Source organism: Virgibacillus sp. M23, assembly GCF_034190895.1.
In the GTDB taxonomy this organism is placed as follows: domain Bacteria; phylum Bacillota; class Bacilli; order Bacillales; family Amphibacillaceae; genus Virgibacillus; species Virgibacillus salarius.
In genome coordinates this window covers 39,562-58,366 of sequence record NZ_JAWDHA010000023.1, presented here as the reverse complement: position 1 = coordinate 58,366, position 18,805 = coordinate 39,562, and the positions used below count along the sequence as shown (strand labels likewise).

Here is an 18,805-nt window from a genome sequence, read left to right as displayed (position 1 = left end):
CAAACCTGGAGAGAGCGTATTATTTCTAGTGGTCAAAAAGATCCCCTTGTGTGCTCGCATTGCGACAATTACTATGAATACAAGGGAGAAGTGTGTCTAGAGAATGGGAAATTAGAAATAAAGATTGCATTAACAAAAGAAACAAGGAATTATTTAGAAAGGTTGATTCACTATCGCACAGATCAACAAACGACGCAAAAAAGGGAAGAAGAAAAAAGGAACCGACCACTTACGTCCAAAGAAGACCTACGTCAACTATCATTGTTTCATGTGTCATGAAGAAGAAAAGATACCGTATAACGTAGTAGAAGAGTTTGATTTGATGGATGGCGGAGACCCAACTACGCCACCAAGATTCAGCTGTGAACAATGTGGAGGAGAAATGTATCCGGAGTATTATAAAGGAGTACAAGGACACGAATACAAACTATCGGATGTGCTCTAGCTATGGCAAACAGGAAAGGACCGGGCTGGTTTTTGCCCGGTTTTTCTTATAAAGAAGAAATTAGCTACAAGCCAATCTAAATGAGATCTTAAATACATAGCTCTAGTCAATCGTGGAAAGCGAAGTATATTTCCGGAGTCACTTCGTTGCACGAATCATTTTTTCTAGTTTTGTTTAATTAAAGCACATTTGTTTCATACATGTATTAGTTGCTTTTATAAAGTAATCTAAGGGGAATGCAAGGACCCATCTTTTATATGTAGGATTCGATCTCCCAGGATGTCGGCTTCCTGTTTATCATGTGTAACTAAAATAACAGGTATTTTCCAATAATCATGAAGACGTTTTAATTCATTTTGGCAATCCGCACGCGTTTTCTCGTCTAAAGCGGAAAATGGCTCATCTAATAACAGAGCTTCCGGCTTGGTAGCAAGTGCTCTAACTAATGCTACACGTTGTTTTTCCCCTCCTGATATTTGTTGTGGATATTGCTGGAGTAATGGGCGTATCCGAGTTATATCTATTAATTGTTCAACAAGTAATGGATCTTTCATCCCATAACGAATGTTCTTTTCAACTGACATATGGGGAAACAATGCATAGTCCTGAAATAAATAGCCGATTCTACGTTTATGAATAGGAACGGGCTTTTGCTGCTTATTCTGATATAAAGTTCGCTCTCCAAGGCTGATTTTGCCTTTATCGGGATGAGTTAGCCCAGCTATGCAATTTAAGATCGTTGTTTTACCTGCCCCTGAGGGTCCGAATAGGACAACGATTTCATTATGAATATCGAATGCCGTATTTAATATAAAATGATTTCGTCTTTTTTCGATCGTAACGGAAAGCATCGAACAATTCGCTCCTTTATCAAAAATCAAGCTATAAACGCGACAAATCTATTATTCTAACGTTCTTATTGTCACATTCGTTTATAGACTAGGTCTGGATGTATCTTATTCTTTGGTAAGCTTCAATATATTTCTACCACTCCACCAATTAAGCCAAAGGATTGCAGTAAAGCCGACAATAACAATACCTATAACCCAAAATAGAGCAGTTTGCATATTTCCGGATTCTACAGCAAAGTAAATGGTTAAAGGAATGGTGTTTGTTTGATTAGGTATATAACCAGCGACCATTAAAGTAGCCCCAAATTCCCCAAGAGCCCTTGCAAAGGAAAGCACAAAACCTGCCACCAAACCTGGCCATGCTAAGGGGAAGGAAATTGTCCAAAATACTTTCCATTTAGATGCTCCCATTGTAAGTGCTGCGTGTTCAAGATTTTTCTCATATTTTAGAAATGCAGCAGCAGCACTTTGGTACATCAAGGGAAATGATACAACCACAGCAGCTATTACTGCACCAACCCAAGTAAAGACAATCTGATAATCAAACCACTGGAGTAAAAGACGACCAATTGGGCCGTTTTTACCGAAGATGAATAGAAGCCCAAAACCAACTACAGTCGGCGGAAGAACAAGTGGGAGTAGAAACAATGCTTCTAATAGCCGTTTTCCTGGAAATTGATTTCGCGAAATTAATCGCGCACAACTTACACCAAGCAAAAATACTATACAAGTTGCGATGCCAGCAATTTTAATTGATAAAATTAATGGTGTATAATCCATATCTACTTCAACCTTTGCACATTAATGGATGTTACGGAAGCCATAGGACTTGAAAATAGCCGCAGCCTTATCTTGTTTCAAGAAATGGATAAAGGTCTCTGCATCATGACGGTTTGTACTATATGAAGTAACGCCAGCAGGGTACACAATAGCTGGATATAGCGTCTCATCGACTTCTGTTATTATTCGTATATCATTTGAAATAGCAGCATCAGATGCATAGACAAAACCAAGCTCTGTATTACCTGATTCTACATAAGTAAGTGCTTGACGTACATCTTTTGCATACACAAATTGCTCCTCTAACGACTGCCAAACACCACTATTTTGCAATGCTGTTTTGGCATAAATACCAGCAGGCACACTCTCAGGATTTCCGATTGCAATTTGATCAATTTGCATGTCGGAAAGCTGCTGAAGAGAAGCTATTGACTGTGAAGATTGCTTATTACCAATTAACACCAAATGATTACCGATAACGTCTGTACGTGTATCTTCAGCAATTAATTTCTCTTCTGTAAGCGTATCCATCCATTGTTGATTTGCAGATAAAAATATGTCGACAGGAGCCCCTTGCTGAATTTGTCTCGATAGTTGTCCAGAGCCTCCGTAATTGACGGTTATATTAATGTTAGGATATTCCTCTTCAAAAGCTGTAATAACCTCTGGTAAAGCATCAGCTAAGCTTGCAGCGGCAGAAACTAAGAGTTTATTAGCTTCTGTAGATTTTTGAAATGGTTCCTCTTGATTAAAGAGGGAACAACCTGTTAGCGTAATACAACTAAAGAATAACAGAACGAGGTATTTCATTTAAAAACTCCTTGTCATAAGTTGTGCTCGACTATTTTGTTCGGCGTTTTGGATATACAGATATAATCATAATTAGCAATACAAGGGAATAAACACAAAAAAACCATAAATAATGATCACTAATTGGGGTAGTTAATGCTATTAACGCGTAAAGAAAAAACGGTACCGTCGTAGTAAAGGCAGTCATTTTCCAAATGATCGAGAATTTTAGTTTTCTACCCATTATTTTCGCTAAGTTAGTACCAATATACGCTATAGCAGAAAGTAATATAAAAACGATAATAGCCATTGGCAAATAATAAAAAATGAAAAAGTAAATAATCAAAAAGATAAAGCTAAGATCAGCGCTATGGCTACTAGAATTTGTGATTCGATCAATCAGAGACGGAATAGATATAAGCAGTAATAGAATAAACATGTAAATAATCGTAATGTCCATGCCTATACGATTAAGCTGAAAGATTGCTTTCTTTCTAGGTAATTTGATACTATGTAAAAACGCATTTAGAAAAATCAATATAAGTCATCCTTACATATTAGTTTCATTTACTATTATAAAGGAAACGAAGGACAATTTCTTATTAAGTAGTTGAAAAAAGGATGACATTTATCATAAAAAAGAAAGAAAGCGAGATAATATAACAATTACTTACAATTCTTGTAGAAATATGTACTCCTTTATGGCTTCATTCCGTAATTTATTACCCGGGAAATAATTTTTTCTACGCTTTTCGACAACCATTTGCAACGAAAACATGTTATCATATTATAATGACGTAGTTACAACCAAAGTAAGATGGGGTGCAAAATGAATCATTCAAAACAACTAACTGACGGGGCGCTATTAACACTGGTATTCATGGGATTATTGCTAGTGAGCCTGTTTGTCCCAATTATACCGATAGTATCCATATTTTTATTGCCAATTCCATTTATTATTTATAGTTCAAGGTATGATTGGAAGCCAGCCCTAATCATGTTTGCCTTTTCTATTGTAATGACGATCTTATCTACAACGATCTATACGTTACCAATGACAGTTCTAATGGGGCTAGGCGGGATTATGATTGGTAGCTCTATTTATCGAAACCTCTCTGCTTATGAGACATGGGCAAGGGGGACTTTTGGGTTTATCATCGGATTATTATTTGCATTTGTTTTTACACAATTTGTATTTCAGATAAATGTAATAGATGCAATGGAGCAAATATTTAACGAATCTATGGAGATGTCAACAGGTGTGATCGAACAATTCACTGCTGAAGCGCAGTTGGAAGAAATTGATGAGATCATGCAACAAACGATCCATGCGTTTGTAACTCTGTTTCCATTTTTCTTAGCTACAATTGCTATTTTAATGGCATTTCTCAGTCAATGGTTCAGTTATAAATTTCTAAATCGAATAGAACGGAAAGACTTGCGGTTTCCACCATTTCGTGAATTGCGATTTCCGAATTCAATCATCTTTGTATATGTAATTGCTTTGTTATTTGCATTTATTTTTACGGACCCGGAAAGCTTGCAATATATGGCGACCCAAAACTTATTACTTTTAACACAAATGCTCGTTACGATTCAAGGTTTTTCATTTCTGTTTTTCTATGCTAACTATAAGAAGATAACAAAAGCATTTCCAATAATTTGTGTGGTGATCGGAGTGCTTTTCCCTATGATGTTATTTATTATTCGCTTTATAGGAATATTTGATTTAGGGTTTGGGTTAAGAGATAAGTTAGCAGAGAAGGATTAGCAGATCTATGAAAATAAAGGTAATGCACAGTAGGAGCTGAATGTGATGTCAGATAAACAAAAGAAGCCAACACTGAGAAATCATGTATGGGTCATTTATGTGCTGTCTATAATTCTGCTTAGTGTTATCTGGTATTTCCAGTGGGTAGTAGGACTAATCATGACTGTGCTTTTAGCTGTTTCGCTTTATTATAGTATCCGTTCTGAGCAAACGCTTCAAGATGAAGCGGAGCAATATATAACAACATTATCTCACCGAATTAAAAAAGTGGGAGAAGAAGCATTATTGGAAATGCCGTTTGGTATTATTTTGTTTAGTGAGGATTATAAAATTGAATGGGCAAATCCATATATGAATCAATTTGATGATGACAGTTTAGTTGGGAATTCTCTGCATTCGTTATCAGAGGATTTAATACCAAAAATTAAAGAAAATAAGGATGAAATTTGGTTTGAATTACAGGGTTATGTATTTCAGACAACAGTAAAGAAGGAAGAGAGACTTCTTTATTTATTTGATCGAACGGAGCAATCAGAATTACAAAACCTCTACCGTAATGAACAAACCGTTATATTATTTATTTTCCTTGATAATTATGAGGAAATTACCCAGAACATGGATGATACAAATAAAAGCCATTTGAATTCACAAGTTACCTCTGTTTTAAACAAATGGTCAAAACATCATGGACTATATTTGAAGCGAACATCTCAAGAGCGCTTTATCGCTGTTGGGACAAAAGAGATTTTGGCTCAGCTTGAAAAAGTGAAATTTGAGATACTTGATGAAGTGAGAGAGTTAATTGGTGAAAGAAATACGCCGTTAACATTAAGTATTGGTGTAGGTGTTGGGTATGTGGATTTACCTACGCTCGGTGAGTTAGCACAATCCAGCCTTGATCTTGCACTTGGTCGAGGTGGAGATCAAGTTGCAATAAAAGATGAATCTGGAAAGGTTCGTTTCTATGGTGGGAAAACCAATCCAATGGAAAAACGTACACGAGTTAGGGCTCGTGTGATCTCCCACGCCTTAAAGGAACTGATAAAGGCAAGTGACAATGTCATTATTATGGGACATAAAGCGCCTGATATGGACGCATTAGGGGCTGCTATCGGAATCCTTAATATTGCAATTGCCAACGATGTAGAGGGACATATCGTATTTGACCCAGAAGATATCGATACAGGTGTATATCGCCTTGTCAATGCGATTCGTGAGGAAGAGAGGATATGGCAGCATTTTGTAGATCCAGAGGAAGCAGAATCACTTATCGGTGCGAGAAGTCTAGTTGTAGTAGTTGATACACACCGTCCATCAATGGTAGCTAGTGAAACACTTTTACAGAAGACGGATTATAAGGTGGTCATCGATCACCACAGACGTGGAGAAGAGTTTATCGAAAATCCAACGTTAGTATATATGGAGCCTTATGCATCCTCTACAGCTGAGTTAGTGACAGAGTTATTAGAATATCAACCCAAAAAATTAAAGCTACGAATGCTTGAAGCAACAGCGCTGTTAGCAGGAATCATCGTAGACACAAAAAGCTTTACACTAAGAACAGGTTCACGAACCTTTGATGCAGCATCATATCTTCGAGCAAAAGGGGCTGATACAGTACTCGTTCAGGAATTTTTGAAGGAAGATATTGATGTATATGTGGAACGAAGTAAACTAATCGAGCGATCGAAAGTATATCGAGATAAAATTGCTATTTCTAGTGCAGAAGAAGGGCAAGTTCATGGCCCTGTACTAATTGCTCAAGCAGCTGATATACTTTTAACAATGAGTGGGATTACAGCTTCCTTTGTTATATCAGAGCGGAAGGATGGAAGGGTAGGGATCAGTGCTAGATCCTTAGGAGACGTCAATGTTCAAGTGATTATGGAAAAAATGAATGGTGGTGGCCATTTGACGAATGCAGCCACACAAATAGATAATATGACAATTGTAGAAGCAGAGCGATTATTAAAAGAAATTTTAGATGAATATTATGAGGGGAGCGAATCAGAATGAAAGTAATATTTCTTAAAGATGTAAAGGGAAAAGGAAAAAAAGGCGACGTTAAAAATGTATCTGATGGATATGCGCGTAATTACTTATTAAAGAACAACCTAGCTGAAGAAGCAACGCACGGTAATATGAAAGCATTAGAAGCGAAGAAGCGTAAAGATGAGCAGCTAGAACAGGAAGAAAAGGAAGAAGCAATGGATCTAAAAGATAAGCTTGCGGACTTAACTGTAGAACTAAGTGCTAAGTCTGGGGAAAATGGTAGGTTATTTGGCTCTATAACGAGCAAGCAAATTTCTGAAGCATTGAAGAAAGACTACGGGTATAAAATTGATAAACGTAAAATAGAATTGGACCAACCTATCCGAGCATTAGGTTATACAACTGTTCCGGTTAAGCTACATCCAGAGGTATCAGGTTCAATCAAAGTACATGTTGCAGAAAAATAATACGTTGTAGAAACATCTAGTAAAACAGGCGCCCTGCGCTTAGATTTACATCTTCAGAGAGGGGAAAACAATCAATGAATGAGTCATGGAATGATCGTACTCCACCACATAATATAGAAGCTGAGCAATCCATTATTGGTGCGGTTTTCATTGATCCAGATGCGTTTTCTGCTGCTTCAGAGATACTGGTACCAGAAGATTTCTATCGTGCTAGTCATCAGCGGATATTTGCAAGCATGATTGCCCTTGCTGATCGTGGGGAGCCGATTGATGTTGTCACAGTAACTTCCTATTTGCATAATGCACAGCAGTTAGAAGAAGCTGGTGGCGTTCAGTATTTATCAGAGGTTGCGGAAAGTGTACCTACAGCAGCTAATATCGGTTATTATTGTCGAATTGTAGAGGAAAAGGCATTACTTAGAAGGCTAATACGTTCAGCAACAGACATTGTTACTTCTAGTTTCGAACGACAAGATGAAGTAGAAGATGTTGTTAATGAGGCAGAAAAGAGTATTTTAGATGTCTCTGGAAGGAAAAATTCTGGAGCATTTAAGGCCATCAAGGATGTACTAATTGATGTTTATGACAATATTGAACAACTTCATCATCAAAGTGCTGATGTGACAGGAATACCGACTGGATTCCGAGATTTGGATCGGATTACTTCTGGATTTCAGCGTAATGATCTTATTATTGTCGCTGCCCGTCCATCTGTAGGTAAAACTGCATTTGCGTTGAATGTAGCTCAAAATGTAGCCGTTAATACGGATGAAAATGTAGCTATCTTTAGTTTAGAGATGGGAGCAGATCAATTAGTTCAACGTATGCTTTGTGCAGAAGGAAATATTGACGCACAACGACTACGTAATGGTCAGTTGCAAGCTGATGACTGGAGTAAGCTAACTATGGCAATGGGGAGCTTATCGAATGCTGGGATCTATATAGATGATACACCTGGAGTACGTGTTGCTGATATACGTTCTAAATGTCGTCGTCTCAAGCAGGAGCATGGGCTTGGAATGATATTGATCGATTATTTGCAGCTTATTCAGGGTAGTGCAAATTCCAAGGAAAATAGACAACAGGAAGTATCAGAAATATCCCGTTCTTTAAAAGGTCTAGCTCGGGAATTGAATGTACCACTAATTGCCCTTTCACAGTTATCACGTGGTGTTGAATCACGACAGGATAAGCGCCCAATGATGTCGGACTTACGTGAATCTGGTAGTATTGAGCAAGATGCGGATATCGTCGGTTTCTTATACCGTGATGATTATTATGATTCAGAATCGGAAAAACAAAATATAATCGAAATCATTATTTCTAAACAACGTAATGGTCCAGTAGGAAATGTAGAATTAGCTTTTGTTAAGGAATACAATAAATTCGTTGATTTAGATCATCGTTATCAAGAAAGTGATGTACCACCAGTCCCTGTTTAATTTAGAGAGAGTGAGAAAAAAGAATGAAGAGACAATTAAAACGAACGATAATTAGTTGAAATGATATGCTCCCCTTAAGGTAGACAGATTAAAAAGTAAAAATCTGTTTCTACATTAAGGGGAGTTTTTATGACTCACAAATCATATTCAGTAGAATGGAAATATGAAGTATTGTTGGCTTTTAAGAATGGTTTAACACATAGCCAGTTATTCGCAAAATATCAAGTTACTATGTCTACAGTTTGTCCGAAGATCCACGAGGTAACGTGTTTTTCTTTACCAAGTTAGCGGAGTCCGTGCCCGTGGAAAGCGCGTATATTTTCACGATGTGGCGATGATACTCAGATTGATAATATGATTATTCGTATTTTGAGTAAAGAAGTTGTGTTTTGTGCCAGCCTCTTTTATGTTTAGAAATTATAAAATTAGCGTGTGTGGATAAATAGTGGCGTGTTGAGCCCTCGTCTAGAAACTAGGCGACTTCACAAATTGTCCTAATCTAAGTCATCAGCGGATCGCAAGCTCACCGTAATTTTTTATCTCCGTTGACGTGCTCCAGCCGCTACGTTTTTAAACGGGTGTTTGCGCTTTGATTCTTTTTAATCAACTTTACCGAACAATTACATTAATTTCTATATAAATGTTCGTGTTTTGAATTGACTATCTGATTTTATACTGATAAAATTACTTTTGTGATTAAAGAAAAACGTATAATATATATTAATTCAGTGGAGGTGCACCATGTCATCAGTAGTAGTAGTTGGAACACAATGGGGCGATGAAGGGAAAGGAAAGATTACGGACTTCCTATCGCAAAATGCAGAGGTTGTTGCACGATATCAAGGAGGTAACAATGCAGGGCATACGATTAAATTTGATGACATCACGTATAAATTACATTTAATTCCATCTGGAATATTTTTTAATGAAAAAACATGTGTATTGGGTAATGGTATGGTAATCGATCCAAAGGCATTTGTGGAGGAGATTGCTTATCTACACGAACGTAATGTATCTACAGATAATTTACGGATAAGTAATCGTGCTCACGTCATCTTGCCATATCATTTAAAATTAGATATCTTGCAGGAAGAAGAAAAAGGCGAAAATAAAATTGGAACGACTAAAAAAGGAATTGGTCCAGCATATATGGATAAAGCAGCGAGATGCGGTATCCGCATTGCGGACTTAATGGATAAAGAAACGTTTCGTGCAAAATTAGAGCAAAATTTAAAAGAGAAGAATCGTTTGTTTGAGAAGGTTTATGAGGTAGAACCTATTCAAGTAGAGGATATTCTCGAAGAATATTATGATTATGGGCAACAAATGGCTAAATATGTATGTGATACATCTGTTGTATTAAATGATGCCTTAGACGATGGACGCAGAGTATTATTCGAAGGTGCGCAGGGTGTCATGCTTGATATTGATCAAGGAACCTATCCTTTTGTAACATCTTCTAATCCAATTGCTGGAGGAGTAACCATTGGTTCTGGTGTTGGGCCTACAAAGATTGATCATGTAGTAGGTGTTTCCAAAGCATACACAACGCGTGTAGGTGATGGACCGTTTCCAACGGAGTTACATGATGAGATTGGTGACCAGATTCGTGAGGTTGGTCGTGAATATGGGACAACAACAGGGAGACCGCGTCGTGTTGGCTGGTTTGATAGTGTTGTTGTTCGTCATGCACGTCGTGTAAGTGGTATTACAGATTTATCTTTAAATTCTATCGATGTACTAACAGGTATTGAAACATTGAAGATTTGTGTAGCTTATCGTTATAAAGGGGAAATTATTAAGGAATTTCCAGCAAGTTTAGCGGCACTTGCTGAATGTGAACCAGTCTATGAGGAAATGCCTGGATGGACAGAAGATATCACAAATGTGAAAAGCTTGCACGAGCTCCCTGAGAATGCACGTCATTATTTAGAACGTGTTTCTCAGTTAACGGAGATTCCATTATCCATCTTTTCTGTTGGACCGGATCGCTCGCAAACCAATGTTGTACGAAGTGTATATAGCTAATTTAACAGGTACCAAAAGGTAATTAGTCTGGTAGTAAAAATTAATCTACGTCGTTATAGAAAACGGGACTGTCCCAACAGTCGATTCTAAATGAATTTAATGGGGCAACCCCGTTTTTTTGTTTATATGAGCTTTTCAACTAGGTTTTGATGAGTTGAAGTTATAGGTCCATAAAAACAAATTATTCCTTTCCCATTCTAAACTGAGTCAACTTCAGCAATTAGCTAGTCATATTGAAATATGAAAAAGCTGAATAGTAGAATACTGTTCATTTCCACTACAGTCGGACGCTTTCCACGGGCGGTTCGTGAGCCTTCTCATCGCTTGTCTTCTGCGGGGTCTCACTTGGCCACGCTATTCCGTAGGAGTCGTACCTTTTCATTCCAATCATGGAATCAATGTATTGAATATCATCTCACATAGGAACATAACATATCGAAATATCCATATATGTTATAGCGTCCTTCGCTGTTTTTAAATAATCTGTTCTAAAGTGCATTATTTGCACATATACTGTGGTTGGACTATTGAGCTTTTGTAGTAAATTCATGTATATAAAAACAGGATGATAAAAAATTAATTGTTGACTTGTTCTTTATAAAGAACTAAACTATAAATAACTATTAGACGGTTTACTAATATATCTTGCTTCCTGCTAAAATAGTAATTTTTTTGCTTTAATTGTTCTATATAAAGAATGATAGGGATGTTATTAAGAAAGTAAAGCATTCATAAATAATAGGGGAGGTACCTTCATGGACAATGAAACGATAAATATACAAAAAAAGAAGAAGGATATTAACTTAAAAGAAGTATTTGATTTGTTAAAAAAAAGAGCATGGCTAGTTATTGCCATTACCATTCTTTTTACATCAGCTGGCTATCTATATAACAGTTTTAATAATACCCCTATTTATCAAACGTCGACAAGGGTGATTATTGGCGTGGATAGTGAATATATGAAGACACTCATGGTAATGATTACCGACCCATTAATTATGGATAAAGTGAAAGAAGAATTACAGCTATCACAAACATCTGAAGAGCTTGCCGAACAAATTGAGGTAGCGAGAATAGAAGATTCACAAGTGGTACAGATTTCTGTTAGGGACAGCGACTCTGCTCAAGCTGTTGAAATCGCCAATACGACAGCTACAGCGTTTAAAAGCGAAATTGCCGATATTTTAGATTTTAAAGAGGTGCAATTACTATCTTCTGCGGATGAAAATCATCAAGCTATAAATGGTGGACAGCATAAAATAGTAATTATTTCATTTATATTTGGTGCCATTACTGGTTTAGGATTAATTTTTTTACTTGATTCCTTGGATGGAACAATTCGAAAAGAAAGTGAGTTAGAATTGGTTCTTGGTGTACCGGTAATTGGATCGATATCGAACGTGAATAAGAAAAAGTTTGTAAAAAGAAGAAGACAAAGAGAAATAAACGTAAGGGGTGAGACAGCTGATATTAAGTAAGAGTAAGCGTAAATACATGAAGAAGGGAAATCTTATAACACATGCTTATCCTGATTCGATCATAGCGGATGAATTTAGAACAATTCGATCCAATATGAAGTTTTTAACCAATAATCCAAATCATCGAATATTTCTCTTTACATCGGTAGGAAGCGGGGAAGGCACATCAACAGCTATTTCAAATCTAGCTGTTACGATGGCTAAACAAAATGAAAAGGTACTGTTGATTGATGCTAATTTACGAAGTCCAGCCGTACAGAGTGTTTTTAAAAAAGAAAAAAGCTTAGGGCTAACGAATTTGCTTACAAAAGATTTAACATGGAGCTCTGTTATTAATCAGACGGGAATTGGTGAGCTTGATATTCTTACAAGTGGTTCGAGTATTTTTAACCCTGCTGAAATAGTAGAAAGTGCGAAGATGCAGGAATTATTGAAAGAGTTCAAAACGATATATGATGTTATTCTAATTGATTCTCCAACTATCTTAAAATATACAGAAACAAGGTTACTGGCAAATTATAGTGATGGTGTGGTTTTACTTGTAGGCAGAGGGAAGACGGATTTAGAGGACGTTATCGAGGCTAAAAGAGTGCTTGAATTGGCGAAAGCGAATGTAATGGGAGTTATTATCAATGAAAAATACAAATAAATTTTTTTAAACCAATTGTTCGTTATTAAGAATTAAAACTGGTTTATGGTGATGTCTACTCGCCGTTATCAAGGTAGGCACTCGGTCATGCTGTGGGTTGTCAAACCTTAGACGCTAGTCGTCGATAGTGTGGTGTGAGGATGGGTTAGATGCCCAATCTATTTACATAAGAAAGTTTGTATGAGGGGAGGGAAGTTTGTGACATATCGACAAAGGTTATCATTTTTTATCTGCATTGATTCCTGTATTGTACTTTCTGCCATTTTTATAAGTAGTTTTTTAGTTGGGGAGCCTATTCATGTCGAGAACACATTGTTATGGATAAGTACTATTGCTATTTTATGTAGTCATTATTTCTTTTCATTATCTTATAAACTTTATAAAAAAGTATGGGAATATGCAAGTACAAATGAATTATTGCTACTTTTAAAAATTGTAACTTACGCTGCATTCGTTACAGGTGTTGTTCAATTCATTGCATTACAAGAAATACGACTTAAATTTTTAATGATAACATGGCTGCTACATTTGTTTTTTATTGGTGGTTCACGATTAGTTTGGCGATTGTACCGTGATTCTATTATAAATAGACGAACAACAAAAGTGAGAACTTTGATAGTTGGTGCCGGATCAGCAGGAACAATGGTTGCAAGACAATTATTAAAAAATAGTGAATGTAGATTGCTACCAATTGGCTTTATTGATGATAATAGCAAAAAGAAAAATCTTGATATTTTAGGACTTCCTGTTATAGGTGGCGTAAGGGAGATTGTCGATGTTGTTGAAGAACGTAAAGTAGATAATATTATTATTGCTATTCCTTCTTTACCTGAAAAGGAGCTAAAGCCCATTATTCAGGAATGTGCTAAAACTAAAGCAGAAACAAAGATCTTACCTTTACTGGAGGATCTGATTACGGGGAAAGTTTCTGTAAATCAATTTCGTGATGTCGAAGTGGAGGATCTCTTGGGAAGAGAACCGATAGATATAGATATCGAAAGTATTTCCAAAAATATTCAAGGAAAGAGGGTTCTTGTAACAGGGGCCGGTGGATCGATAGGATCGGAATTATCACGACAACTAATAGAATTTCAGCCAAGTCATTTAATACTGCTAGGTCATGGTGAGAACAGTATTTATACCATTGAGATGGAGTTAAAGGAAAAAAAGCAGAATGATGCAGTTGAAATCACAGCAATTATTGCAGATATTCAAGATAAGGATAAGATGATGGATGTGATAAAAACTCACAAGCCAGATATTATTTATCATGCTGCAGCCCATAAACATGTACCATTAATGGAAAAAAATCCAGAAGAAGCTGTAAAAAATAATATGATAGGAACCATGAATGTAGCAATAGCTGCCAGCGTACATCAGGTGACGACTTTTGTAATGGTTTCAACAGATAAGGCTGTTCATCCAACTAGTGTCATGGGTGCATCAAAAAAACTGGCAGAAATGATTATTCAGGATATGGATAGAAAAAGTGATACAAAGTTTGTCGCTGTTAGGTTTGGAAATGTATTAGGTAGCCGCGGAAGCGTTATACCATTATTTAAAAAGCAAATCGAAAGAGGAGGACCAGTTACCGTAACACATCCAGATATGGTTCGTTATTTCATGACAATTCCTGAAGCCTCAAGGCTAGTTATCCAAGCTGGTGCATTAGCTAATGGGGGTGAAATTTTTGTACTAGATATGGGAGAGCCTATTAAAATCGTTGACCTTGCCAAAAATTTAATCACGCTTTCGGGCTTTACACTTGATGATATAGAGATAACCTATACCGGAGCTAGGCCGGGGGAAAAGCTGTTTGAGGAACTACTTACTGAACAGGAAATAGTAGATCAACAGATTTATCCAAAAATTTATATTGGGAAAACGACAGAGATCCAAATAGAGAGCATTCAAGATATTCTAACAACGTATACGAGTTTAGATTCACACGCTTTAAAGAATCGATTAATAGAGATAGCAAATAGTAAGACAATCCATAAATCTGAATCGGTAGTCACCATATAGAAATGAAGTGGGGGAAACAGAATATGAAGGTTAGGAAAGCTATTATCCCTGCGGCTGGGCTAGGTACTAGATTTTTACCTGCTACAAAGGCGATGCCAAAGGAAATGTTGCCAATTGTTGATAAACCTACTATTCAATATATTGTAGAAGAAGCAGTTGCTTCAGGGATTGAGGATATCATTATTGTAACAGGGAAAGGAAAGCGGGCTATCGAGGATCATTTTGATCATTCCTTTGAGCTGGAGCAAAGTCTTATGAATAAACAGAAATACAACTTGCTACATGCCGTACAACGTTCTTCAACACTCGTGGATATTCATTATATACGGCAAAAAGAACCCAAAGGTTTAGGGCATGCTATCTGGTGTGCACGTAAGTTTATCGGTAATGAACCGTTTGCTGTTTTATTAGGAGACGATATTGTGAAAGCAGAAACACCGTGTTTAAAGCAACTATTGAATCAATTTTATCATTGCCAGTCACCGGTTATTGGTGTGCAGAATGTAAAACGAGAAGATGTATCCAAGTATGGGATTGTAGCTGGACAGTTAATGGAGAATCATCTGTACCAAGTCAAGGATCTAATTGAGAAACCGAAGCAACAAGAGGCTCCATCTACCTTAGCTATTTTAGGTAGGTATATTTTAACTCCAGCCATATTCGAAATTCTCAAGTCACAGGAACCTGGTACAGGAGGGGAAATTCAATTAACGGATGCCATAGCAAAGCTAAATGCATATGAATCTGTTTATGCGTATGCATTTGCTGGTGAACGTTATGATGTTGGTGACCAATTAGGGTTTATGCAAACAATTATTGCTTTTGGATTGCAGCGAGAGAACTTAAGGAAGCCATTATTAGATTATCTTGCAACCGTAGTAGAAACAGAGTTAACTAGGTAGTCTTTAAGAAAAGGTGAATAGAGTATGCCAAAGAAAATCTTATTCTGTGCAACCGTAGATTATCATTTTAAAGCATTTCATCTGCCATATTTAAAGTGGTTTAAGGAGCAGGGCTGGCAAGTCGAGGTTGCTGCTAAAGGTTCAATGGAATTACCTTATGTTGATCATAAATATAATATCGAGATTGACAGATCGCCATTTCGTCTAGCAAATTGGAAAGGCTATAAGCAATTAAAATCATTAATCGAGAAACAACAGTATGCTATCGTCCATTGTCATACACCTATGGGTGGTATGTTAACTAGAATGGCGGCAAGGAGGGGAAGAAAGAAAGGGACGAAGGTTTTGTATACAGCACATGGATTTCATTTTTGTAAAGGAGGATCATGGAAAAGTTGGCTCATCTATTATCCTATTGAGAAGTATCTTGCTCGTTTATCGGATAGCTTAATAGTAATTAATAATGAGGACTATCAATTAGCGGTGAAGCATGGTTTTAAAGCAGGGGAGATCAACAAGGTTAATGGTGTTGGTGTTGATCCAGCTACATTTATCCCGATAGACCAGGCAAAAAAAGCAATACAAAAAAAGTCATTCGGGTTTCAACCAGATGACTTTTTACTATTTCACGCTGGAGAATTTAACAAAAATAAAAATCAGCAATTCCTCATCCATGCTTTAGCTTATTTAAAAGAAGAGCTCCCGAATGTAAAGCTACTCCTTGTTGGGGAGGGTGATCAATTCCATTTTTGTAAGGAGTTAGCTACAAAGCTTGGCGTGGAACATCTTATCCAATTTCTTGGATTTCGTAAGGATGTACATAACCTCTTGCCTATTTGTGATATTGCGTTGGGTTCCAGTTATCGAGAAGGCTTACCCGTAAGTATTATGGAGGCAATGGCATGCGGTATTCCAATAGTCGCTACGAATAATAGAGGATATAGGGAATTAATCAAGTGTAATGAAAATGGTATCGTGCTACCACAAATGGATTCTAGATTGCTTGCTCAACAAATAAAGCTTCTATCTGAAACACCAGCACAAAGGCAATCATTAGGTGAAAATGCTCGTGATACAATTTTACAATATTATAGTCAAAGCTTGGTACTAGAGCAGTTGCATAGCATTTATAAAAGGTATATGAACGAAGGGGAGGAGAAAGTATGGGTAGCCCACTAAGAGTCCTTCATGTTGTCGTAAATATGAACAGAGGGGGAGCAGAAACGCTACTGATGAATTTATATCGAAATATGGACCGAACAAGGGTTCAATTTGATTTTTTAACGTGTAGAGAAGGTGAATTCGATGCAACAATTAAGCAGATGGGTGGACGTATTCATCGGATCCCTTATATTACGGATGTTGGGCATCATGGATTTAGGCGGGGTTTACGACAGTTTTTTCAACAAAATCAAGAATATTCCATTGTTCATTCCCACCTCGATAAGATGAGTGGACTCGTTCTTCGAGAAGCTAAGGCAGCGAATGTACCCATTCGAATATCCCATAGCCACAATACGGAAAGTGAAGGAAGTCTAGCTACAAAACTATACAAGAGCTTTGCAGGCAGCTTTATTACACAGAGTGCTACCCATTATTATGCATGTTCTCAAGCTGCAGCAAATTGGTTGTTTAAAAATAAGGCACAGCAAGCTTTTATTCTAAAGAACGGCATTGAAGCAGATAAATTTCAATTTTCTCAGCAGTTACGCAACGATATGCGGGAAAAGCTGCGTATATCAGAAAATACATTTGTAATAGGTCATGTTGGAAGGTTTACACGACAAAAAAATCATCTATATTTACTAGAATTATTTAAGGAAATACAACGTGAAATACCTAATACCGTCCTATTATTAGTTGGGGATGGACCATTAAAATCAAAAGTGAAAAAAAGAATTAGTGAGTTGAATCTTGAAAGTCATGTGCGTTTACTTGGTATACGAAAGGATATACATCTTTTATTACAGGCGTTTGATACGTTTATCTTTCCATCTTTACATGAGGGGTTACCGGTTACATTGATTGAAGCGCAAAGTGCAGGTTTACCCTGCATCATTGCTAATACGATTACGAAAGAAGTGGATATGGGATTCGGTCTTATAGAATATATAGAACTTAATGCTAAGGATCGTTGGATCAAGCAGATAATGAAATGTCATAAAGCTGCCTTCACTCGTTATATGTATGAAGATGCAGTGTCGCAAAGGGGATATGATATACGAAAAACCGCACGTGAAACCCAAGACGCTTACATCAATTTACGAGAGGAGATTGTATGAAACGTATAACGATATTTACTCCCACGTATAATAGAGCCTATTGTCTTCACCATTGTTACGAAAGCTTAAAAGCACAAACCTCTGAAGATTTTATATGGTTAATTGTGGACGACGGTTCGACGGATCATACGTGGGAATTAGTAGAAAAGTGGAAAGAAGAAGATGTGATACAAATTGATTATTGTTGGCAGCCAAACAAAGGGATGCATGGTGCACATAACACTGCCTATGAACGTATCCAAACAGAATTAAATGTTTGTATCGATTCAGATGATTATATGCCAACGGATGCTGTTGAAAAGATTCTATCATTTTGGGATGACTATGGCAGTGAACAAGTTAGTGGAATTATTGGCCTTGATGCAGATAAGCATAATAAGATTATTGGCACTCCGTTACCACAGCACGTCAGCCAATCAACATTATTTAATCTTTATCACAGATATGGTGTTAAAGGGGATAAGAAGCTTGTCTATCGAACAGCATTAACGCGGAAGTATAACTATCCACTATTTGAAAATGAAAACTATCTAGGACTAGCATATAAATATTTTATGCTAGATAGGGATTATGAGATGTTATTAATGAATCAAGTACTATGCCATGTAGAATATCTACCTGATGGTTCTTCTTATAATATGATAAATCAGTATCGAAATAACCCAAAGGGCTTTTCCTTTTATCGTAAAGAGCTAATGCAGTTACCGTTCGCTAGTACTGCTTTTAAGTTTAGGCAGGCTATCCACTATGTATCAAGCAGTATGCTAAGTAATAATCGTTCATTTCTCAAAGAAACACCAGTAAAAACACTTACAATATTAGCTATACCACTTGGCTTTTTATTGTTCTTATATATTAAGTTTAGATCGACTACTACCACAATGACCTCAGCCCAATAAAGATT

General features: G+C 36.8%; 16 protein-coding genes and 1 pseudogene. 13 read left to right on the top strand and 4 right to left on the bottom strand.

The features are described 5' to 3' along the window. A pseudogene (locus tag RVS70_RS11075) lies at positions 1-279 on the top strand (IS91 family transposase); the annotation flags it as partial. A gap of 393 nt (positions 280-672) precedes the next feature. Here RVS70_RS11075 and RVS70_RS11070 read toward each other — a convergent pair. The 4 genes from RVS70_RS11070 to RVS70_RS11055 form a co-directional block, all read right to left on the bottom strand. Beyond that, positions 673-1,296 (bottom strand): ATP-binding cassette domain-containing protein, encoded by a 624-nt coding sequence (locus RVS70_RS11070; RefSeq protein ID WP_205389722.1) that lies wholly within the window; start codon positions 1,294-1,296, stop codon positions 673-675. A gap of 105 nt (positions 1,297-1,401) precedes the next feature. Then, positions 1,402-2,076 carry a molybdate ABC transporter permease subunit gene (gene modB, locus RVS70_RS11065; protein WP_026680452.1) on the bottom strand — a complete coding sequence of 225 codons (675 nt, stop codon included), beginning with the start codon at positions 2,074-2,076 and terminating at the stop codon, positions 1,402-1,404. A 21-nt stretch (positions 2,077-2,097) separates the two neighbouring features. Next, on the bottom strand, positions 2,098-2,886 hold the full coding sequence (gene modA / locus RVS70_RS11060) for a molybdate ABC transporter substrate-binding protein (protein WP_026680453.1): 789 nt from the start codon (positions 2,884-2,886) through the stop codon (positions 2,098-2,100). A gap of 31 nt (positions 2,887-2,917) precedes the next feature. After that, positions 2,918-3,403 carry a DUF1189 family protein gene (locus tag RVS70_RS11055; RefSeq protein ID WP_166530443.1) on the bottom strand — a complete coding sequence of 162 codons (486 nt, stop codon included), beginning with the start codon at positions 3,401-3,403 and terminating at the stop codon, positions 2,918-2,920. 291 nt (positions 3,404-3,694) lie between these two features. On the opposite strand from RVS70_RS11055, the gene RVS70_RS11050 reads away from it, so the two are divergent. The 12 genes from RVS70_RS11050 (at position 3,695) to RVS70_RS10995 (ending at position 18,800) form a co-directional block, all read left to right on the top strand. Beyond that, complete coding sequence (locus RVS70_RS11050; RefSeq protein ID WP_205389366.1) at positions 3,695-4,636, top strand: YybS family protein; 942 nt, start codon at positions 3,695-3,697, stop codon at positions 4,634-4,636. Between the two features lie 45 nt (positions 4,637-4,681). Then, positions 4,682-6,652 carry a DHH family phosphoesterase gene (locus tag RVS70_RS11045; RefSeq protein WP_121604231.1) on the top strand — a complete coding sequence of 657 codons (1,971 nt, stop codon included), beginning with the start codon at positions 4,682-4,684 and terminating at the stop codon, positions 6,650-6,652. Continuing rightward, positions 6,649-7,095, top strand: coding sequence for a 50S ribosomal protein L9 (rplI, locus tag RVS70_RS11040; protein WP_026680457.1), 447 nt, complete (start codon positions 6,649-6,651; stop codon positions 7,093-7,095). The genes RVS70_RS11045 and rplI overlap by 4 nt, the downstream gene beginning before the upstream one ends. A gap of 74 nt (positions 7,096-7,169) precedes the next feature. After that, positions 7,170-8,537: a replicative DNA helicase gene (gene dnaB, locus RVS70_RS11035; RefSeq protein WP_026680458.1), complete on the top strand. Its 1,368-nt coding sequence runs from the start codon at positions 7,170-7,172 to the stop codon at positions 8,535-8,537. A gap of 741 nt (positions 8,538-9,278) precedes the next feature. Further along, positions 9,279-10,565: an adenylosuccinate synthase gene (locus tag RVS70_RS11030; protein WP_121604230.1), complete on the top strand. Its 1,287-nt coding sequence runs from the start codon at positions 9,279-9,281 to the stop codon at positions 10,563-10,565. A gap of 755 nt (positions 10,566-11,320) precedes the next feature. Then, positions 11,321-12,043 (top strand): YveK family protein, encoded by a 723-nt coding sequence (locus tag RVS70_RS11025; protein ID WP_205389365.1) that lies wholly within the window; start codon positions 11,321-11,323, stop codon positions 12,041-12,043. Positions 12,044-12,059: 16 nt separating this feature from the next. Further along, entirely contained in the window at positions 12,060-12,692 is a 633-nt protein-coding gene (locus RVS70_RS11020) for a CpsD/CapB family tyrosine-protein kinase (protein ID WP_226983594.1), read from the top strand. A gap of 198 nt (positions 12,693-12,890) precedes the next feature. After that, a complete protein-coding gene (locus RVS70_RS11015; RefSeq protein ID WP_121604228.1) occupies positions 12,891-14,717 on the top strand; it encodes a polysaccharide biosynthesis protein in 1,827 nt (608 codons plus the stop codon). Positions 14,718-14,740: 23 nt separating this feature from the next. Beyond that, positions 14,741-15,619, top strand: a complete 879-nt coding sequence (gene galU / locus RVS70_RS11010) for a UTP--glucose-1-phosphate uridylyltransferase GalU (protein ID WP_121604227.1) — start codon at positions 14,741-14,743, stop codon at positions 15,617-15,619. Between the two features lie 24 nt (positions 15,620-15,643). Beyond that, the gene (locus RVS70_RS11005) at positions 15,644-16,798 is read left to right on the top strand and encodes a glycosyltransferase family 4 protein (RefSeq protein ID WP_321133289.1); all 1,155 of its coding nucleotides are present in this window, start codon (positions 15,644-15,646) and stop codon (positions 16,796-16,798) included. Then, positions 16,783-17,901 (top strand): glycosyltransferase family 1 protein, encoded by a 1,119-nt coding sequence (locus RVS70_RS11000; protein WP_121604225.1) that lies wholly within the window; start codon positions 16,783-16,785, stop codon positions 17,899-17,901. Before RVS70_RS11005 ends, RVS70_RS11000 begins: the two co-directional genes overlap by 16 nt. Next, a complete protein-coding gene (locus RVS70_RS10995) occupies positions 17,898-18,800 on the top strand; it encodes a glycosyltransferase family 2 protein (protein WP_321133287.1) in 903 nt (300 codons plus the stop codon). Before RVS70_RS11000 ends, RVS70_RS10995 begins: the two co-directional genes overlap by 4 nt. Positions 18,801-18,805: the final 5 nt, after the last annotated feature.